This is a genomic window from Aridibaculum aurantiacum (genome assembly GCF_017355875.1).
GTDB lineage: Bacteria > Bacteroidota > Bacteroidia > Chitinophagales > Chitinophagaceae > Segetibacter > Segetibacter aurantiacus.
This window is the reverse complement of the sequence record NZ_JAFEWC010000001.1, coordinates 107177-125213: the sequence shown is the minus strand read 5'-3', so window position 1 is coordinate 125213 and position 18037 is coordinate 107177. Positions and strand designations below refer to the sequence as shown.

13 protein-coding genes are annotated in these 18037 nt (G+C 44.4%); 3 read left to right on the top strand and 10 right to left on the bottom strand.

Annotation, left to right across the window (positions count from 1 at the left end):
• Positions 1 to 481 precede the first annotated feature (481 nt).
• From J4N22_RS00455 to J4N22_RS00420, 8 genes are all read right to left on the bottom strand, one after another.
• Entirely contained in the window at positions 482 to 631 is a 150-nt protein-coding gene (locus J4N22_RS00455; protein WP_207491557.1) for a hypothetical protein, read from the bottom strand.
• A complete protein-coding gene (locus J4N22_RS00450; RefSeq protein ID WP_207491555.1) occupies positions 628 to 4278 on the bottom strand; it encodes an ATP-binding protein in 3651 nt (1216 codons plus the stop codon). The genes J4N22_RS00455 and J4N22_RS00450 overlap by 4 nt, the downstream gene beginning before the upstream one ends.
• Positions 4265 to 4828 (bottom strand): condensin complex protein MksE, encoded by a 564-nt coding sequence (locus tag J4N22_RS00445; RefSeq protein ID WP_207491554.1) that lies wholly within the window; start codon positions 4826 to 4828, stop codon positions 4265 to 4267. The genes J4N22_RS00450 and J4N22_RS00445 overlap by 14 nt, the downstream gene beginning before the upstream one ends.
• A 166-nt stretch (positions 4829 to 4994) precedes the next feature.
• Entirely contained in the window at positions 4995 to 7388 is a 2394-nt protein-coding gene (locus J4N22_RS00440; protein WP_207491552.1) for an ATP-dependent helicase, read from the bottom strand.
• Positions 7389 to 7614: 226 nt separating this feature from the next.
• Complete coding sequence (locus tag J4N22_RS00435) at positions 7615 to 8463, bottom strand: hypothetical protein (protein ID WP_207491550.1); 849 nt, start codon at positions 8461 to 8463, stop codon at positions 7615 to 7617.
• A 44-nt stretch (positions 8464 to 8507) separates the two neighbouring features.
• Positions 8508 to 9308: a hypothetical protein gene (locus J4N22_RS00430; protein ID WP_207491548.1), complete on the bottom strand. Its 801-nt coding sequence runs from the start codon at positions 9306 to 9308 to the stop codon at positions 8508 to 8510.
• A 235-nt stretch (positions 9309 to 9543) separates the two neighbouring features.
• On the bottom strand, positions 9544 to 10731 hold the full coding sequence (locus tag J4N22_RS00425; RefSeq protein WP_207491547.1) for a hypothetical protein: 1188 nt from the start codon (positions 10729 to 10731) through the stop codon (positions 9544 to 9546).
• Between the two features lie 315 nt (positions 10732 to 11046).
• Entirely contained in the window at positions 11047 to 12858 is a 1812-nt protein-coding gene (locus J4N22_RS00420; RefSeq protein ID WP_207491545.1) for a BatD family protein, read from the bottom strand.
• A gap of 167 nt (positions 12859 to 13025) precedes the next feature.
• On the opposite strand from J4N22_RS00420, the gene J4N22_RS00415 reads away from it, so the two are divergent.
• The gene (locus tag J4N22_RS00415) at positions 13026 to 14162 is read left to right on the top strand and encodes a formimidoylglutamase (RefSeq protein WP_207491543.1); all 1137 of its coding nucleotides are present in this window, start codon (positions 13026 to 13028) and stop codon (positions 14160 to 14162) included.
• Between the two features lie 28 nt (positions 14163 to 14190).
• Here the strand turns inward: J4N22_RS00415 and J4N22_RS00410 are convergent, their stop codons facing one another.
• Both J4N22_RS00410 and mutL read right to left on the bottom strand, forming a co-directional pair.
• Positions 14191 to 14598 carry a four helix bundle protein gene (locus tag J4N22_RS00410; protein WP_207491542.1) on the bottom strand — a complete coding sequence of 136 codons (408 nt, stop codon included), beginning with the start codon at positions 14596 to 14598 and terminating at the stop codon, positions 14191 to 14193.
• A gap of 157 nt (positions 14599 to 14755) precedes the next feature.
• Positions 14756 to 16624: a DNA mismatch repair endonuclease MutL gene (gene mutL, locus J4N22_RS00405; RefSeq protein WP_207491540.1), complete on the bottom strand. Its 1869-nt coding sequence runs from the start codon at positions 16622 to 16624 to the stop codon at positions 14756 to 14758.
• 131 nt (positions 16625 to 16755) lie between these two features.
• Between mutL and J4N22_RS00400 the strand changes: the two genes are divergently transcribed.
• Positions 16756 to 17349 carry a hypothetical protein gene (locus J4N22_RS00400; RefSeq protein ID WP_207491538.1) on the top strand — a complete coding sequence of 198 codons (594 nt, stop codon included), beginning with the start codon at positions 16756 to 16758 and terminating at the stop codon, positions 17347 to 17349.
• 54 nt (positions 17350 to 17403) lie between these two features.
• Positions 17404 to 17991: a hypothetical protein gene (locus J4N22_RS00395; RefSeq protein ID WP_207491536.1), complete on the top strand. Its 588-nt coding sequence runs from the start codon at positions 17404 to 17406 to the stop codon at positions 17989 to 17991.
• Positions 17992 to 18037 lie beyond the last annotated feature (46 nt).

The following is an 18037-nucleotide window of genomic DNA, read 5'->3' as shown; positions in this document are numbered from 1 at the left end:
CGGCCTTACTTGCTATAGTTACTTAAGAAAGTACGTCTTAAAATAGAAGAATTATAAGCGCCGGTTAATGCAGGTGGCGTCTTACAAAAGGAGAACGAATGGCATTATAAAAAAAATGGCTCCTCCGTAGAAACGGAGCAGCCTCTAACGATTGCTTGCCATATGAAAAAGTTAAAAAAAGTTTGTTTTGTGAGATCGAGCCTCTATATTTACAACCTCTTTACGAATAAAGAATGCCTCTAACGATTATTGCCATCTGAATTCTAACGATTGCTTTCCCTATGTTCCTTATTTAGTTAGCAACCTTTTCTCTGTATTCTGATCTTCTTTTACAAATATACTTAGCCTTCAAACCGGCTATTTTCCAATGTTTCCTGTTTTTCACGATGCCTAAATACATTACCAACTGCTGAAAGTGCTGCTGGTAAAGGCTTTCAAAGGATTACAGGCCTTACGCCCAAGCTTCTATGTTAAGAAATTATTACCTGGTAGCAATACCATAATCAATAAATATTTCCTGCTCTAAAACCTTTTGATATTGATGTAGAAGTGCTATTAACAGCGATGCTGCAAGTTGTTGTCCCTGCAGCATCGCGTTGATCTTTTTTACAAGGTTAATTGGTAGGCTCATGCCATAGCGTAGTTGGTTATAATGCGCTTGATACGAGTGTTGCGCTTACCATCTTTCTCCAGCTTATAAATATGCTTGTAGTCTAGCGCATTGGTTTCGGTTGGAGAGCCGTTGATAAGATTAATGTTCCTGTCATTAGCAAATTGAAGAATACCTTTTACGTTGTTCGGGTGAAGCTTTCCTATCTCATCCATCATACAATGCAGCCTGAAGTCTTTGAAACGTTTTGAAGCACCTTCTTTGAATACATTTAGCAGCATGATGTTGATCATAGCTTTCACCAATACATCCGTTCCTTCACTACCAACATTGCTAAGCTTTTCTACCCAGCCGGTATCGTTCTGGTTTTCTTCTATTCTAAACTTCAGTTCAAACGTATCGCTCAGGGCTATGTAATCTTTTTTGTATTCACCAACTGCTTTGCCTAGCTGTTTTAGCAGGTCAACTGCTTTTTTATTTTTTGAATCCTGGTCTACAGATGAGAAGAGATTGAGACCACCAATATCATAAGCATGCTCATCATTGTACTTCTTTATCTGCAGTAATAGCTGCACAACTTTGTTCGCACTTTCATCTAATCGTAGTTCTATCTTTTGAATAGCTCCAACGAAGTTCTTGTTGTCGAAATCGCGGTTCACTTCGTTGATCACTTTTTGTATCTCGCCGCCTTTGCTCATCAGGGTTCCTGTTTCTTTACCTACAGAATGTATGATGGTAGCAAAGCGTTCGTTCACACGCTTTTCAAACTCTTCAATCTTACTGTTGTTGATGAAGTCATTCAACTGGTCAGCAAACTGCAGGTATTCTTCCTGGTAGCTAAGGCCAGTCTTAAAGTTGAAGATGTTGTTCATGGAGAAGTAGCCAAGGAACTTATTGGCTGTATCTCTTAATTCATCTAGTCGCTTAATTGAATTGTAGTAACAGCGGTTGATCTCATCTATCAAACTCTTGCATCGCTTGTCTGTGCGGAAGCTTTCCTTCTCTTCTTTGTAAGCTGCATCAATGCTGTTGTAAGCATCCGTAACACTGAAGTTAGTAAATGCTTTACTGTCTTCCTCAGCCTGCTGCACCTGTAGTGCAAGGTCATGTATCAGGACATCTGTTGCAGCTATATCAGCCTGAAGTTGCGCCTTGTTCGTCTTATGTTTTTGCTCTTCCGTTTCGTACTGTTGTTCCAATAAAGCTTTGCGACTTTTCAGGTCATCAATCTTATCGATCAGCTCACGTTTATCTTTTTTGTATTCAGCTACTACATCCCTGTTCTTCTCTATATAATCCAGCTCATGCTTTATTACCTGTAGTTGTTTTTCTACCTCGTTGATACGCTTTGTATCGCCACCTTTTCCTTCCAGTTCTTGCTGTCTGCGCTCCAGCAGTTCTTTCTTTTGTACGCTGAATTGTTGCTTGTAAGAGTTCACTGCCTCACCTATAGAAACAAACAGTTCTTTCTCTTCTTTTTCCAGTGCACTTATTTTTCTATCCAGCTCTCGCTCCTTTGCTTTTACCTGCTTGTGAACTTCTTCTTTCACTTCTTCCAACTGCTGCTGCGCTTGTAGCAATGCCTCGTGCGCTGCAGCTGTTAAACTGTCTATATCAGCCAATGCTTGTTTCTTTTCTTCGGCAGCCTTTAGTTCCAGGTCTTTCTTATTTAGTTGTGCATATTGCAGCTGCTGCGTGTCCTGCTCAAGGCGATATTGTTGTTCAGTTATAGCTTCTTTACATTCACGGATTTGTGGCTGGTACTTTTTACGCAGTTTCTCTACCTGGTCGGCCTGTTGTGTAGTTAGCGCATCCAGTTGATGTTGTGTTTGCTGTAGCTTTTCCTGCAAACGCTGTTTATCCTTTTCATATTCAGCCAGCGTCTTCACCTGCACTTTTACATCAGCAAGATCAAGTTGGATACCATACAATGAATGCGCTTCGCCATTCAGTTGCGGCTGCAAATCATTATTGAACAAGATGTCTTCATCTACCACTTTACCTATGGTGTTTTCCCAGCCTTGCTTGTTCTTGTTGAGCCATCCATACAATGCGCCTTCACTGTTAGCAAGCTTTGCATCTATTGCAGTAAGCTCCTGTTGCATACGCTCTACCTGCTCCTGCAGCTTTTCGCTCAGGCGTATGTTGTTTTGCTTAGTGGTAGCTTCATCCAGTTCCCATTGCTTTTGCAATGTCTCAAGACGGCTCTTGTTATGTGCGGTTAATTGTTCTGCTTGTTGAATAGCCAGCTTCAGATCCGAAAGCTGCTGCGTTGCTTCTACCAGCTCTGCTTCAAAGAAGCGCTGGTGCCTGATAGCTTCCCGCTTCACACGTTCGTTTTGTAAATGTTGTTGCTGCTGGTTCACAGCTTCATTGGCCTGCTGTACTGCCTGTTGATTGCTCTGCCTTATATCTTCTATCAAACCTTGCATTGCTTTACGTGCGGCTTTCTCATCTTCCATTGTCTTGGCCTTAGCACGTAAAATTTCGTTCTCTTTTGTTTGCACAAATGTGCGTACATCATTATCAAGCGAAGCAAGCAGTGCATCATACTTCTGCGATACTTCACCAAATTTCGCAGTCAGTAATTCCAGTTCTTTTGATAGGCTTTTTTGGATGGTCTCGTGTTCCTTTTTCTTACCAACACGCTCCAGCAGTTCATCTATTTTCAGCTTAGTATAATGCTCTGATTTTTCTTTCGCCTTTTTCAGGTCGCTTTCTAAAACGCTTATTTCACCCTTAATTTTTTCTGCTTTGTTTCTATAGCGTGTCTCAGCATTTTCTATCTTTTGCTGAATGGCTTCTTTATCAGAATGCGCACGCTCTTTTTTCTCCTGCAGCTTTGGGATCAGCTTTTGAACATTGGCAATGGCCCATGTTAGCTGCATACTCAGCGTGTTCTTGTCCTTCTCCAGGTGACGAATAGCAAGATGATATTTTACCACGTTCTCCGCCAGCTTTTGTACTGCAGGTTGTTTGTATTGGTAAATATCTGCCAGCTGCTCTTCAAAGTTCTTCAGGTGGTGGTTGTAGTTCTGCAGGTCTATGCTGATGTCTTCTTCGTTGAGCGACATAATGATCGTCTGCTTGATGAACTCTGCTTCCAGCTTGCTGTTTAGAAATACATTCTGTATGGTGCGTGGAATATTCTGGTACTGCTTGCTCTGCAGCAAAGCATATTTGGTGAACTCTTTTTTTCCTGTTTCAGTATTGCCATACAAGATGTCGCGGTACTCTTCGTAGCGGTCAATCTTTCTTGTAGAAAAGATACCGTTCTCATCCAATACCTTCCGGTTATCCTCCCACTTCTGGTATGCTTGCCCATCCTGTGTAAGGAAGTATTTTTTGTCGTAGCCGCCATCCATAAAGCGAAAGCAAACTTTGCCCTGGCTCTTAAATGCAATGATGCAGTAAGGGCCATTCTCACGCATTACTTCGTAAATAAGAAACGAATTAGAGTATGGGAAATAATATTCAGCAAAGCTCTTTTTCTCTTTGCTGATGCCGAGCTTAAGTGTGTCTGCATTATAAAAAAACAAGATGGCGCGAAGCAAGGTACTCTTACCAACTCCTTGTGTACCTATCAGGTGAACATTACCATTTACCATTACTTCGGCATAGGCAATGGTGGCGCTATTTATAAAGATCAGTTTATTAAGAAACCTCATGTTGTACTTCTTCTGTAATGTGGATGCTAACGATTAGTTGTTCTATGTATTTGAAAGCGCTGAGGACCTTGTATTGCTGGGTGATCTCGTTCTCGAGTTCTGCAAAACCAAATTTCTCCAGTTCATCTATCAGGCGTTGCACTCTTTCGCGGTGGTTGCCATCGCCGAGCGGCTTCTTTAGTTGCTCCAGTTTATCTTTCAGGTTCGCATCAATTTTTACCTGTACCAATATATCACTTGGGGTAAAACGGTAACCGGGACCAAAGCCGCTATTGTAGGCTTTGAAGAAGTCCAGCACATCTATCCAGCGGTAGGCCTGCTCTATCTTACGCTCCAGGTCGGCACGTGCTTCCTTGCGGCTGAAGTAAAAGAATTCATCTCCCCGCTCCAGTACAAAACCAATGGCTAAAAAGTAGTTGGCTAACTCCTCGAAATTCTCTTCAATTATATTGAAAAGCTTCCGCTGCGTATCCTCTACGCTATTGGAACAGATGAACTGTCCCTTGCTTAAAAGTTCAAATATGTCTGCTGTTTGTGCAGGAATTTTCATTGTAGGTAATCTTCAGGGTTTGTGTAGGTAGGTGTACTAGCTGTACATCTACTACATTGGAATGAGTTGAAGAGCGGTCTGCCGTACAAGTGAGTGACACAACGATGCTGAATAATGATCCACTGCTGGTCAACAAACATGTAATAACGAACTAGCTGCGGCCAGCCTACTCCAGTATCCGCAGCTTTGCATAGTTCAGCATGATCTTTTTTTCGCCATTCAGGTCAAATTTCACCGTGGCTATAGGATTGTGCGCTGCACCTTCCATTTTTACCACTTCGCCAAAACCAAATTTTTGGTGCTCTACCTTTTGACCTGCCTGCAGATTGGTAGTATCGCTTGGTACAAAATCAGCGCTTGGCTTATGCTCTACCACCTTGGCAACTGTTGGCTGCGCAGGTAAATATTGAGGACGTTCTTGTTTCTTAGAAGGCGGCGGACCATATTGTTTTTCTGCTCGTGCAGCCGGGCTGCTGCCATAACCACCACGCATTTTATCAAAAGCCGATGCTGCACCAAAGCCGCTGTTGAAGCCTTGATTGCGGGCACCACCGCCAGCAAAACTGCGGTCAAGATGCTCTTCAGGCATTTCTTCTATAAAACGGCTTGGATCGTTCTGCACCAGTTGACCAAAGCGATAACGCGAATTGCTATAGGTAAGCCACAGGTGCTTCTTTGCACGAGTGATGGCTACGTAAAACAAACGACGCTCTTCCTCCAGCTCTTCACGTGTATTGATGGCCATGGAATTAGGGAAAAGCGTCTCCTCTAAACCGCCAACAAAAACGTTGCTGAACTCAAGGCCCTTAGCCGCGTGTATAGTCATCAGCTTTACCACATCGCTGTCTTCTTTATCATCGTCAGCATCGGTAAGCAATGTGATCTGCTGCAGGTAACGTCCAAGGCTACCAGCGTTTGCAGATACAGTCTCATTCACCACCACGCCCTCTTCGTCTATCTGCGCCAGGTCAATAGAAGTATCCACCCACTCTTTGATTGAGTTGAGCAACTCCTGAATGTTCTCGTAACGAGCAAGTCCTTCAGTCGTTTTATCGTTGAACAGTTCCTTTACCAGGTTGGTATGCTTACCTACCTGTACCGCTACCTCGTAAGCATTTTTATCCTTCAGCAGGCTTTGGAAATACTTAATCATGGTAACGAAGTTGGTCAATGCTTCAAGTGTTCCGGATTTGAAACCAAACTGGCCAGCACGCTCCAGCACTTCGAACATGCTAATGTTGTTTTCATTAGCAGCAATCACCGCTTTTTCTACGGTTGTCTTACCAATTCCACGAACAGGATAATTGATAATACGCTTCAGAGCTTCCTCGTCTTTTTGATTGCTGATGACCCGCAGGTAAGCCAGCATATCCTTGATCTCCTTCCGCTGGTAGAAGCTTACGCCACCATAGATGCGGTACGGGATGCCCATGCGACGCAGGCTTTCTTCATAAGCACGGCTCTGGGCGTTGGTGCGGTAAAGGATAGCAAAATCTTTATTGTAAAAGTGGTTGCGCAGCTTTTGCTCCTGTATAGAATCTGCTACGTACTTGCCTTCATCGTTGTCGGTCATGGTACGTACCAGCTTGATCTTTTCGCCAACGGCGTTTTGTGTCCACAAATCTTTTGGTATCTGCCCCACGTTGTTCTTGATCACCTGGTTGGCTACCTTCAAAATGTTTTGTGTACAGCGATAGTTCTGCTCCAGCTTGATCACCGCCACATCATCATAATCTTTCTGAAACTGTAAGATGTTTTCGATAGTGGCGCCACGGAAGCTATAGATACTTTGTGCGTCATCACCTACTACAGCAATATTTTCATGAACTGCTGCCAGCAGCTTGATTACCTGGTACTGCGCCGGGTTCGTATCCTGGTACTCATCTATCATGATGTACTTGAACTTGTGCTGGTACTTATGCAGCACTTCAGGGAAATCGCGCAAAAGTTCATAGAACTTGAACAGCAGGTCATCAAAATCCATCGCGCCGTTTTTAAAACAACGCGCTGCATAGTTCATGTATATCTGCCCGATCATTGGCCGGTTAGCCCGCTGATCTTCCTGCTGCAGGTAATAATCGTTCTGGTAATCTGCCGCACCAACCAGTGCATTCTTTGCAGCAGAAATGCGGTTGTGCACCACACTTGGTTTGTAGTGCTTATCGTCCAGGTTCAGTTCGTTCACTACCGTCTTTATCACGCTCCTGCTATCATCTGTATCGTAGATGGTGAAGTGATTAGGGTAGCCAATGCGGTGTGCTTCGCCGCGAAGGATGCGGGCAAACACGCTGTGAAATGTTCCTATATATAAGTTCCTCGCCTCGTTATTGCCCAGTATCTTTTGCACCCTTTCCTTCATTTCTGCCGCTGCTTTATTGGTAAAAGTCAGCGCAAGAATATTAAAGGCATCCACCTTGTGGGCACTCATCAGGTGCGCAATGCGGGTGGTCAAAACCTTTGTTTTTCCACTTCCCGCACCAGCTACAATCATCACAGGTCCGTCTTTGTGCAGTACAGCCTGCCGCTGGTTTTCGTTCAAATCATCCAGGTATCTTGCCATCGGGCGAAGGTACGGCGGCAGAGGCTGATTCGGGAAGATGAGGCTGTGGTTTTACCCACATTTAAGGAGCGTTTGGCATTACATGACAATCTTCGCTTTGTAGTCACAGCCAGCTATCTGCATCCATCTAAAGTTGGAGCTTGCGCTTTGGGTAAAAAAGATAAAGCAGCCTTACTACCAGGAGTAAGACTGCTTGTCGTCATCATGAGAAATATTATAAAGAAAATTATAGTCTAAAGCCAACGGAAGCACTCACATAAAACATTTTCTTCCCTAGCTCGCTTTCGCTTGGACGGTTTGGCACCGTTACCAGGTTTTGTGGTGAAACATAGGAGCCGGTAAGTGTGGCATTGAACTTTCCTGCTACAAAAACTACAGGTAGCGAAAGTTCATATGCGAGTACATTGAACTGCTGTACATTTTCCGAAACCAGTGTTTGTCCGCCAATGGGAAGCCCTGCCACCGTTTGCCGCTTCCGGTAAGTTTGCGTAAAATTCTGGGTACCACTGTACAGGTACGCAGAAGGGTTTACAGCAATGGCCATTTTTGTTTTTGGTATCACGTAAATGAATAAATGATCCAATCCCAAAGTAGCCCCAATATCGGTGCGGTCGCTGAATTTAAGATCTCCACCTGCCGTTACATTTACAATCTTATTGTTGTACGTCAGGTTTACCCCTGTTTGTCCACGCAGCGCAGCCTGTACCAGTTCTACATCTTTGTTGTAAAAGAAATGGTTGTAAAACACGTTTCCTGAAAAATTTCTGGTCTCAGGAAATTTATAACCTACTTCAGCTATGGTACCAGCATACGAATGTGGCTGCTGTTGATTTCCTACAAATATGAAGCTACTGTTTCCGTAGATCCCGAGCTTTGTTTCAAAACCAATGCTGGGAAAAAGGCCACTGCTGCTAAGGCTATCTACCCGACCAAAAAAGTGCAGCCGCGACTGGTAGTTGATGCTACCCACCAAGGTATTATTTCTTTTTATGCTTGTATCATTTTGCGCCTGCAGGCTATTACATAAAGCCAGCAGCACAATTGACATTAGGATTATTCGTCTATTGGTTCTCATATTCATGGATTTCAAAAGAAGCAAAGGGTATAGAGAGAAAGGAATTATTGGTTCCTTTTCTTCACCTTCACTTTAGTCTCTTTTCTTACTTCACCACTACCTTTTACTGCAGAGTTCTCATTTGCATTGGCCTGTGCATTGGCGTTTGCATTAGCACTTGCTTCTGCAGAACCTGTTGTTCTTGCTCTCTCACGAACTTCGGTACCTGTTTCGCGTGCATCTTCACGTACTACGGTAACTTTTTCTTTGATCTTACCATTCTCGTCTTTGATCTTCCTTTTGATTTGAGTTTCACCATCCACTTCTACAGTGGTAGAAGATTGACCGCTTGTTTGTGTTCCGCTGTTGTTAGATGATGACTGAACCTGCCCTTGCTGGCTTGCTGCAGCATTAGCATTGATAGTAGCAGCATCAGAAGCTGTAGCTCTTACATCGTTTGCAGTATTTACTGCTTTGTCTGTAGTTGATTGAACAGCACCATTTACTGCACTACCTACAGGTCTTGCGTCCACATCGGCTGCTACCTGTGCTTGCACTGCGCTGTTAGCTGCTGCATTTGCCTGGTTGGCCTGTACCGCTTTTGATGCCTGTGCATTAGCATTTACTGCTGCATTTGCTGAAGTAGCTGTAGCTTTTTTTACCGCACCTTGCGTGGTAGCAGCTGCTCTTGTAGCTGCATTGGTTGTAGCTGCAGCAGCTTTAGAAGCAGCCTGGTTTACAGCAGCTCCACTTGCTTTAGCCTGTACATTAGTATTATTTGCAACACCTACTCTTACCTGGGCCACTACTGCATTGCTCACCAGAATGGCAGCAATTGCCACAAGGCCTAATTTCACTTTTTTCATATCCGTTTGTGTTTTTGATTTTGAAATAATTCACCGACCTATTTTCGAAAAATGTGCCAGAAGAAGAAGCATTGATGAAGAAGATTCGACAGCCGTTGATCAACAAGTTGACATTCATTGCACTAAACATGCAATTCAACCCAAGATTTTTTTAGCGGAATTTAATTTTGCCCGGTGGAAAGGCTTATGAAAGAGGCGAAATAGAAGGTTCAGGTAAAGAAACCATTAAAACAAACTACTTAGGAAGGACCAGCGCATACTCTACTTCTTCATCTGCATAATAAGTATCTGTTACTTCAAATTCATTTTCGTACATACCCACCATTTGGCAGAAGATGGTGATCTTTTCATCGAAACTTACCTGGCGCGGGTAGCGATAGTTCATTATAAAGCTGTACAGGTGATGGCCGGAAGCAATAAATCCTTGCTTAATCTCTTCCAGGTTGATAAAGATCTCATCCTCTGTTTCGGTGATCAGCTGGTCTTCTGATATTTTATCCGCCACAGGCAGGGCAGCACGTTTGTCCAGCTTTAGTTTTGCCGCCACCTTGTTTACCGACTGGTGGCCCTCATCAGTTTGGAAGAATTCAAGTGAAACCTTGAGCGGGTACGAAGGTTTTGGCTCGAACAGCACAGGGTTGAGCTGAAGCAGCATAGCAGGCAGGTTGGTCTTGTGCTTCATTTCAAACTGGTCCTTCAGGTATTTCACCTGCTTGATCTTCTCAATCGTGCGGCTGTGGTATTTTACCTGGTTCAGGTACTCAATAACCTGCTTTTGCGTCTCGATCAGGTTGTGTCGTCCTTCCGTTAGCTGGCGACGAAGCTGGGAAACCAGCTGTTTCAACTCATCATCAAGGGCTGTGGTAAAAAATGTTTTTTCCTCATCCGTTACCAGGTAATCCGTTTGTTCTATCAACCCATAGATCAGGCGGCGCTTTTCGTCAAACGACTCCAACTTGGCTATTTTAATAGCATAATTAGGCTCCGTCTTGAAGGCATTCTCAATGTTCCGGTTCAGGTCAATGATATTGCGAAGCGTGATCCGGCCGATCTTTCGCAGGGCAGACTTCACCATCTTCATGTAGGCATACTTGCGGTTCTCGTTGTTCTCCTGCAGGTAAAAGTTGATGTGCTGCTTTATGTGCTGGATATTCTCGTTGATGTACGATGTATTGATATCCTCGTTTACCTCCAGCACCTGTTCAAAAAACTGCTGGAACTGGTCGTCCATCTCCAGGTAGGCGCCGTTCTGCCGTACAATTCCTTTGTTGATAAGTGTTTCTATTCTGTCTTCTTCCAGCAACTCCAGCGCATGGTCGTATTTGTATATGAACGACTTGCGCTTTTCAAACATCTCTACCAGCAGCTCTTTGCTCCATGATAGCGTGTTGATGAGTTCTTTTATGTTGTTGAAACCAGACATGAGGGCCGCAAAGATGCAAAATTGGAGGAAATGGAGAGATGAAAGTATTTCACAGGAAAGGTGGAGAAAAAACCAGTTTTGAAAGAGGTTGAAAACCAACAGCAGAGGGACATGGAAAAGATTTTCTAATGCTTTATACATTAGGTATTGAAGCATTGATAGGGATTGGGCTACACCCAATGAGCTTTCTCTAGTAGGCTTCTTTACAACCAGGATTGGGCTTCGCCCAATGAACATTACATCATAAACAGCCAAACTTCTCTCATCAACCATTCACTACTGACTATTCACCACTCACTACTGACAATGCCTTCCCTACACCTCCCTCTCCAACCTGCTGATGGTTTCAATAGCTGTCAGCCTGTGCTGCATCGCTTCATCTATGGTATAAACAGGTGTATACATACCTAGCGTACAGTTATTTCTCAGCTCTGCCAGTTTTTGTACTGCGTCCCTGTTTCCGTTGTAGTTGTACAAGTGTGCCTGCACCTCATTAGGATTGATCTTGAGTGCTTTCTCAAAAAACTCATTGATGCAACCATAAAGCTGCTTATAAAACAGCGCTGTATCCTGTTCAGGGCACAATTCCCTTATTCGCATCAAGATAGCTGACGCGGATGCTGGTGCAGCCTCGGGAACAGGTAAATCAACAGGCGCCGGTGGCGCAACAGCTGGTTGAGTTGTTTTCCTGTTCCTGTCTTTGAACCAGATCAAACCTATGATAATAGCAAGGAGTGCAGCACCTGAAAGTATGATAAGCCGGTTCTGAAAATCTTCATCGGCAGTAGCATGTGTGGAGGTAATTTTATTTCCCCCGGCACCTTTACTTACCAGTAATGTTACAGGATTGGTTTGCTTGGTAATATAGCGGTTGGCAGACGCATCAAAATAGGTGAACGAAATAGCAGGCAACACATACTGCCCCGGGTTATTTACAACAAAGGGATATGCATACGTGCGGCGGGATCGGATAGGAAAATAAGCCTTGTCCTCCTGTGTTTTTACAGCTGGTTCAAAAGCTTCTATGCCGTTGGGCCAGTTGATCGTTGGTGGGCGCATTTGCTGGATATTTCCTTCACCCTGCACTATCACCACCAGTTCGTTGGTGGAATTTGTTTCCAGTGTGGTGCGTGCAAGCGATATGGAAATATCATATGAACCTACAGCTCCACTAAACACAGCCGGACCTACAGCCGACATTGGCGGCATGGGTTGAATTTGCAGCTCCAGCGGTTTGCTTTTAGTTGTCACCGTAACTTCTTCGGCGGGAAGTGTAGGCATGTTATAGTACAGGTCGCGGTAGCTGATACCACCCGTGCTGTAAAAAGGAACCGTATTTTCTACAGCGGCTTCAGGTATTCGCAAAGGCCCTTCCTGTAGCGGAATAAGCTGTACCCTACGCACCACGTATACATTGTACATTCTACCATTAATGTTCTCACGTGTAGGCAGAGGATTTTCAGTGGTCATCTCTATTACTGTGGCACCTGTAAAAGAAGGCTGGCTTACCACTTTAGATTGGGACCTGAGGCGGGTAGCTAGTTTGTAAGTAACAAGAATAGGTTCTCCAACCACAGCAGTCCGTTTATTCACATCCACTTTCACCATTATGTTCTGGTTGATCTTGTCGCGTGCACTTTCGCCGGGACGTAGAAACTGGTCGTTTCCAAATTCAGCCCGCTGCTGTGGCGATGGCTGCGGGTCGTATAAAGAACCTGAAGGTTGCTGTGAACGGGCTGAGCCGGTAACATGCGGAACATTCTTAACCTCAACATACATAGGAGTAGTGCGTACGGGTTTTCCATTGAGTATGGCAAACGCAGATGGCACTGCAAGTTTTCCTGGCGTTCTAGGAACCAGCGTTACCCCGTAGATCATTTCTTGAGTAACCTCTCCATTCACAACGGTTTTGCTGCTGGTGATGTTGGGTCCGGCTATCACCATCCACCCCGGGAAGTCGGGCATCCGGAACTGCGTAAGATCACCGTCAGAGCCTACATACTGTACCTGCAAACGGTCGTTTTTACCAATCACTTTTGCAGATACACGAGCTGTAAATGATTGTGCTGACAATACCTGCCCAACAATTAGGAAAATGAATAAAAAATATGCGTAGAATGCCTTCATATTATCTGTACAAAAGTAGTGTATCGGTTAACAACACCTGTTGAAGCCCCTGCAACCGGGTGTTAAAAACTTCACTGGTGTGGATTAACAATGTCCATTGCATACATTATTCCCACAGCTGCAGGCAGTTTGTTAAATAGTGTATGTTTGTTTCAAAAGGCTTACTGATGGCGCATTTGCACACTCTTGAAGATTTTCTTTCCCCGATAAACCTGCACGAATTATCTGACGATGAGGGGTATAGAGATACGCAGTTGGGGAAACATGTGGCGGTAAATGAAGGGGAGATACCAGACATTGAATTTGCTGACATTGTACTGGTAGGCTGCGGCGATCATCGTGGAGCAGCGTTACCTGCTGATATTAATGCAGGACCTAATGCCATTCGTAAACAGTTTTACAGTCTGTACCACTGGCACAGCGAAGTATCAGTAGCAGATATCGGAAATATAATTGGCGGTGCTTCCATCAATGATACTTATGCTGCACTGCGTACCGTAGTCAACGAGCTGATCCTTCACAACAAGAGGGTGGTGATATTAGGTGGCAGCCACGATCTTACGCTGGCGCAATACGGCGCATATGTGGCGAATGAACAGATAATAGAAGCTACTTGTGTAGATGCTAAGCTGGACCTGAACATGGACAGCCATCTGGTAGCAGATAACTTCTTAATGGAAATGCTGGTGGGCGAACCGAACTTCATCAGGCATTACAACCATATTGGCTTCCAGAGCTATTTTGTTCACCCGAGCATGCTGGAAACCATAGACAAGCTACGGTTTGATTGTTATCGTGTTGGTCGGGTAAAGCAGAAAATGGAAGAGATGGAGCCGGTGATCCGCAATTCGCATCTTTTTTCTTTCGATATCTCAGCTATTCAAAATTGTCATGCGCCGGCAAACCGCATCACTCCCAATGGTTTTTCGGGCGAAGAAGCATGCATGCTGATGCAGTACGCCGGCATGAGCACCAATGTAAACACGATTGGCCTGTACGGCTACCTGCCAAACTACGACGTACACGATCTTACTGCTAAACAGCTTTCGCATATGCTTTGGTACCTGATGGACGGAATTTATAAAGGCAAACTAGAAGCGCCACTGGAAGAACGCGATGACTTCTATGAATTCAGGATGGCATTTGCGGAGATTGAAACTACCTTTTTACAAAGCAAAAAAACCGGCCGCTGGTGGATGGAAGTACCAGATGGAAAGATGATCGCCTGCAGCCACGAAGATTATCTTGTAGCCTCAAGCAACGATATACCTGAAAGGTGGATGAGAGCAGCGGAGAGGCTTTGAGAGAGAAATTGAGTTTAAGGTTTGATGTTTAAGGTTTAAGGTTCGTTGATTTCTTTCTTACTCCATCTATAGGTGTGTTCTGCAGGTAACGGATGAACTTTTGAAGTAGAGCTGACACCTGTATACAAAGGTCCAATAACTCATTGAAGTCTTCTTGATTTATATAGTTCCTGTCGAGTGACCGGTAAAGCTGGGATCTCAGTTCACCACACGAACCTTTAGCATAGCCGAGAAATGTTATAAATTCTCTTCTTGTCCCTCTTTCAAAACCTTCAGCGATGTTATCCATTATTGAGCCTGATGATTTCTCCATCTGGTTTACCAGCGCATAATTGTTTTTGAATTTTCCTGCATCTATCAATGCGCCTATTCGCATACATAATTTCCTGGAAAGCTTCCAAGACTCTATCTCTTCAAAGGATTGAATAGTAGACATATTCAGAACGTTATGTCTCCTCAAGAAAAACATTTTTGGGTTAGATAGCAAGCGAGGGAGGAATAATAAATCTTAATCTACTCGGTGATCTAAACTTCACCAACAGCTATGGCGATAGAACCTTAAACATCAAACCTTAAACCTTAAACATTCACCCCTACTTCCCAAACATCCTCTCCAGATAGTCCTGTTTGAATTCCATATAGGTAGGGTTGCCGCCGGGGGTAATATTTGGTGTGTTGCAGGCAAAGAGTTCTTCTACCAGCGTTAGCATTTCCCGCTGTGATAGGCTTCTGCCTGTTTTGATGGCTTGCTGGCGGGCAATGCAGCGTACCAGTCTTTCGCGGCGGCTAAACTTTACATCGCTGCTGAAATGCTTGTACTGCTCCAGAAGCAGTTCAATGGCCATTTTCTCATTACCATCTAATATATCAGCCGGCGTTCCTTGAACAACAAAGGTGTTGTTACCAAATGGTTCAATGGCATAACCCAGCACCTTCAGGTCGGGCAGCAGCTCGTGCATCAGTTCCGTATCGCCAGCGCCCAGTTGTATGGTAGAAGGAAACAAGCTCTGCTGCGTAGGCATTTGCTTGCCATGCACGGCCTGGCTATACTTTTCGTACAGCACCCTCTCGTGCGCCTGCTGCTGGTGTACCAGCAAAAAACCAACGGCTGTAGGTGTTACTATATATGTATTATGCAGCTGCGAAAGCACTACATCAGGCAATAGCTTGAACTTTGGCTCTGGCTTCAACAGCGAGTAACCTGAATAATCCAAACCTTCTGAAGCAGGCTGCTGCGAAGTAGTATGAAGATCTGTTGGCAGCGGTTGAGTGGCAGGTTCGTAAAAATCCTTCCAGTGCGACAGCTCGCTTTTGTTGCTGCCCTCTATCTTGTGCGCCTGGTTCTTCTGAGTAAATGTTTTAAAAAGATTGGACGAAGTGATAGCATCCATAGCGTCGCCCGAAGTCGGCTTCGACACTGCGTCCAGCTGCTGGATATCTGCATTCAGCGTGAAATCGAGTGAAGGAGCAATGCTGAACTGGGCCAATGCATGCTTTACTGCTGCCTGCACAAAAGCATACACGATCTTCTCGTCCTCAAACTTTATCTCCTGCTTTGTCGGGTGAACGTTAATATCCACCACCGATGGATCAAGATCTATGAACAGCACATACATCGGGAAGCTGTCCTTGGCTATCATCTCGTCGTAGGCGCTCATGACAGCGTGGTTCAGGTATGCACTCTTTATAAAACGGTTGTTTACAAAGAAGTACTGGTCGCCGCGGGTTTTCTTGGTGGTCTCTGGTTTACCCACAAAGCCCGTGATGTTCATATAATCCGTTTCCTCCGATACGTGCACCAGTTTGGTACTGTATGATGTGCCAAGCACCTGGATGATACGCTGCTTCAGGCTGCCTGCCTCCAGGTGAAACACCTGCTGCCCGTTGCTGGTAAGCGAAAAGAAAATATTTGGAAAAGCCATCGCCACACGAATGAATTCATCCACTATATGGCGCATCTCGGCTGCATTACTCTTTAGGAAGTTTCGGCGTGCCGGCACATTGAAGAAGAGATTCTTCATGCAAATATTGGTGCCTACTGGTGTTGCGCAAGGCTCCTGCCGCTTTACCACACTATTCTCCACTTCTATACAAGTACCTATTTCTACATCGGCTTTGCGTGTCTTCAGTTCTACCTGCGAAACTGCAGCAATAGATGCCAGTGCCTCGCCCCTGAAGCCCATGGTGCGGATCTTAAAAAGATCTTCTATGTTGGAAATTTTGGAAGTGGCATGCCTTTCAAAAGACATACGGGCATCTGTTTCACTCATGCCCTTACCATTATCTATTACCTGCAGCAGTGCTTTACCGGCATCATTCACCAATAGTTTTATTTCGGTAGCACCTGCATCTACAGCATTTTCCAACAGCTCCTTTACGGCACTTGCCGGCCGCTGGATCACTTCTCCCGCCGCTATCTGGTTGGCTAAATTATCTGGTAGTAATTGAATAATATCCGGCACTTTTCTTCGTTTTGACTATAGAATTTAATGCTTCTTAACCGGCATTTAATCTGGTGAAACCTGCACTGGCACTTACTTTGACAAGCAGGGTGCGAAAGTCAACAAGTTTAACCCCAAATCCAAATATTACTATGAAAAAAATAGTGGCCCTATGTACTGTGGCAGTTGTTCTTTTTTCTTCGTGCGCAAAACAAATAGAATCTATTGGCGCAAAAGCTACAAGCAATCTTAATGAATTTGTAAAGTATACCATTGCTTCGGGGCAGCATAATTCTGATAAAAATGGTTATGCCCAGGTGCACTACGATGAGCAAAAGTTCGTGGTGAAATTTGATAGCTCCGCCATTTACACCACCGTATCTTCTCTTAATCAAAAAGATGTAAATAAGCTTTTTGGCTTTAGTGACAACAATGGCTCGCACCACCAGTTTAGTGCACGCTTTGGCTGGCGCTGGAGCAACAATGCGCTTCGTTTGTTTGCTTATGTATATAATAATGGAGCACTGAGCATACACGAAATGGGAACGGTAGCCATTGGTGCAGAGGTGAATTGCAGTATCAGGGTTACGAGCAAAGAATACATTTTTACCATGGGCGATAAAGTGCAGACAATGCCTCGAAACAGTACAACGCCAAAAGGTTCGGGCTACAAGTTGTACCCTTATTTTGGCGGCGATGAAACAGCACCGCACACCATCTCCATCTGGATAAAAGAAATAGCGTAATGCATTTCTAAAATGAATATTTTTAAAAGGCTGGAGCTCAACTTCCAGCCTTTAATGATTCCGTACAAAACCATCTGCATTTTTATTTTATGTACAGGCTTGTTTGCCTGCCAGAAAAGTATTGAACCCTTGGAAGAAATAAAGGCATTGCCGGAATTTGTAGAATATCTAATACCTGCAGGTCAGCAGTACGCCACCACCAATCCTTTTACCCAAGTAGAATACACAGAAATGAAGTTCATTGTAAGGTTTGATAGCAGTGCCATCTATCAAACAGCAGATACATCCAACCAATGGGATGTGAACAAGCTGTATGGTTTTGCCGACAACAACGGGCATCACTCCAACTTCAGTGCGCGGTTTGGCTGGCGCTGGAAAGACAATGAGCTACATCTTTTTTCTTATATATATAACAATGGCGTTAGAAGCGATAACGATATTGGCCGAATCGAAATAGGCAAAGAACACCACTGCTCTATCAGGGTGGCAAGTGGTCAATATATCTTCACGCTGAATGGTAATTCTTCCTCCTGGCCTCGTGCCAGCACCACACCTACTGCCCAGGGTTACAAGCTATACCCTTTTTTTGGTGGCGATGAAGTAGCCCCGCACGATATCCGCATCTGGATCAAAGAGCTTTAGCACCGCAAAACATTAGCACTCTTTTCTGCTGGCACACCAATGGTAC

Excerpts from the sequence above, each read along its gene's own strand:
- J4N22_RS00455 (WP_207491557.1), bottom strand. The coding sequence starts at position 631 with ATGAGCCTACCAATTAACCTTGTAAAAAAGATCAACGCGATGCTGCAG.
- J4N22_RS00450 (WP_207491555.1), bottom strand. The coding sequence starts at position 4,278 with ATGAGGTTTCTTAATAAACTGATCTTTATAAATAGCGCCACCATTGCC.
- J4N22_RS00445 (WP_207491554.1), bottom strand. The coding sequence starts at position 4,828 with ATGAAAATTCCTGCACAAACAGCAGACATATTTGAACTTTTAAGCAAG.
- J4N22_RS00440 (WP_207491552.1), bottom strand. The coding sequence starts at position 7,388 with ATGGCAAGATACCTGGATGATTTGAACGAAAACCAGCGGCAGGCTGTA.
- J4N22_RS00435 (WP_207491550.1), bottom strand. The coding sequence starts at position 8,463 with ATGAGAACCAATAGACGAATAATCCTAATGTCAATTGTGCTGCTGGCT.
- J4N22_RS00430 (WP_207491548.1), bottom strand. The coding sequence starts at position 9,308 with ATGAAAAAAGTGAAATTAGGCCTTGTGGCAATTGCTGCCATTCTGGTG.
- J4N22_RS00425 (WP_207491547.1), bottom strand. The coding sequence starts at position 10,731 with ATGTCTGGTTTCAACAACATAAAAGAACTCATCAACACGCTATCATGG.
- J4N22_RS00420 (WP_207491545.1), bottom strand. The coding sequence starts at position 12,858 with ATGAAGGCATTCTACGCATATTTTTTATTCATTTTCCTAATTGTTGGG.
- J4N22_RS00415 (WP_207491543.1), top strand. The coding sequence starts at position 13,026 with ATGGCGCATTTGCACACTCTTGAAGATTTTCTTTCCCCGATAAACCTG.
- J4N22_RS00410 (WP_207491542.1), bottom strand. The coding sequence starts at position 14,598 with ATGTCTACTATTCAATCCTTTGAAGAGATAGAGTCTTGGAAGCTTTCC.
- J4N22_RS00400 (WP_207491538.1), top strand. The coding sequence starts at position 16,756 with ATGAAAAAAATAGTGGCCCTATGTACTGTGGCAGTTGTTCTTTTTTCT.
- J4N22_RS00395 (WP_207491536.1), top strand. The coding sequence starts at position 17,404 with ATGATTCCGTACAAAACCATCTGCATTTTTATTTTATGTACAGGCTTG.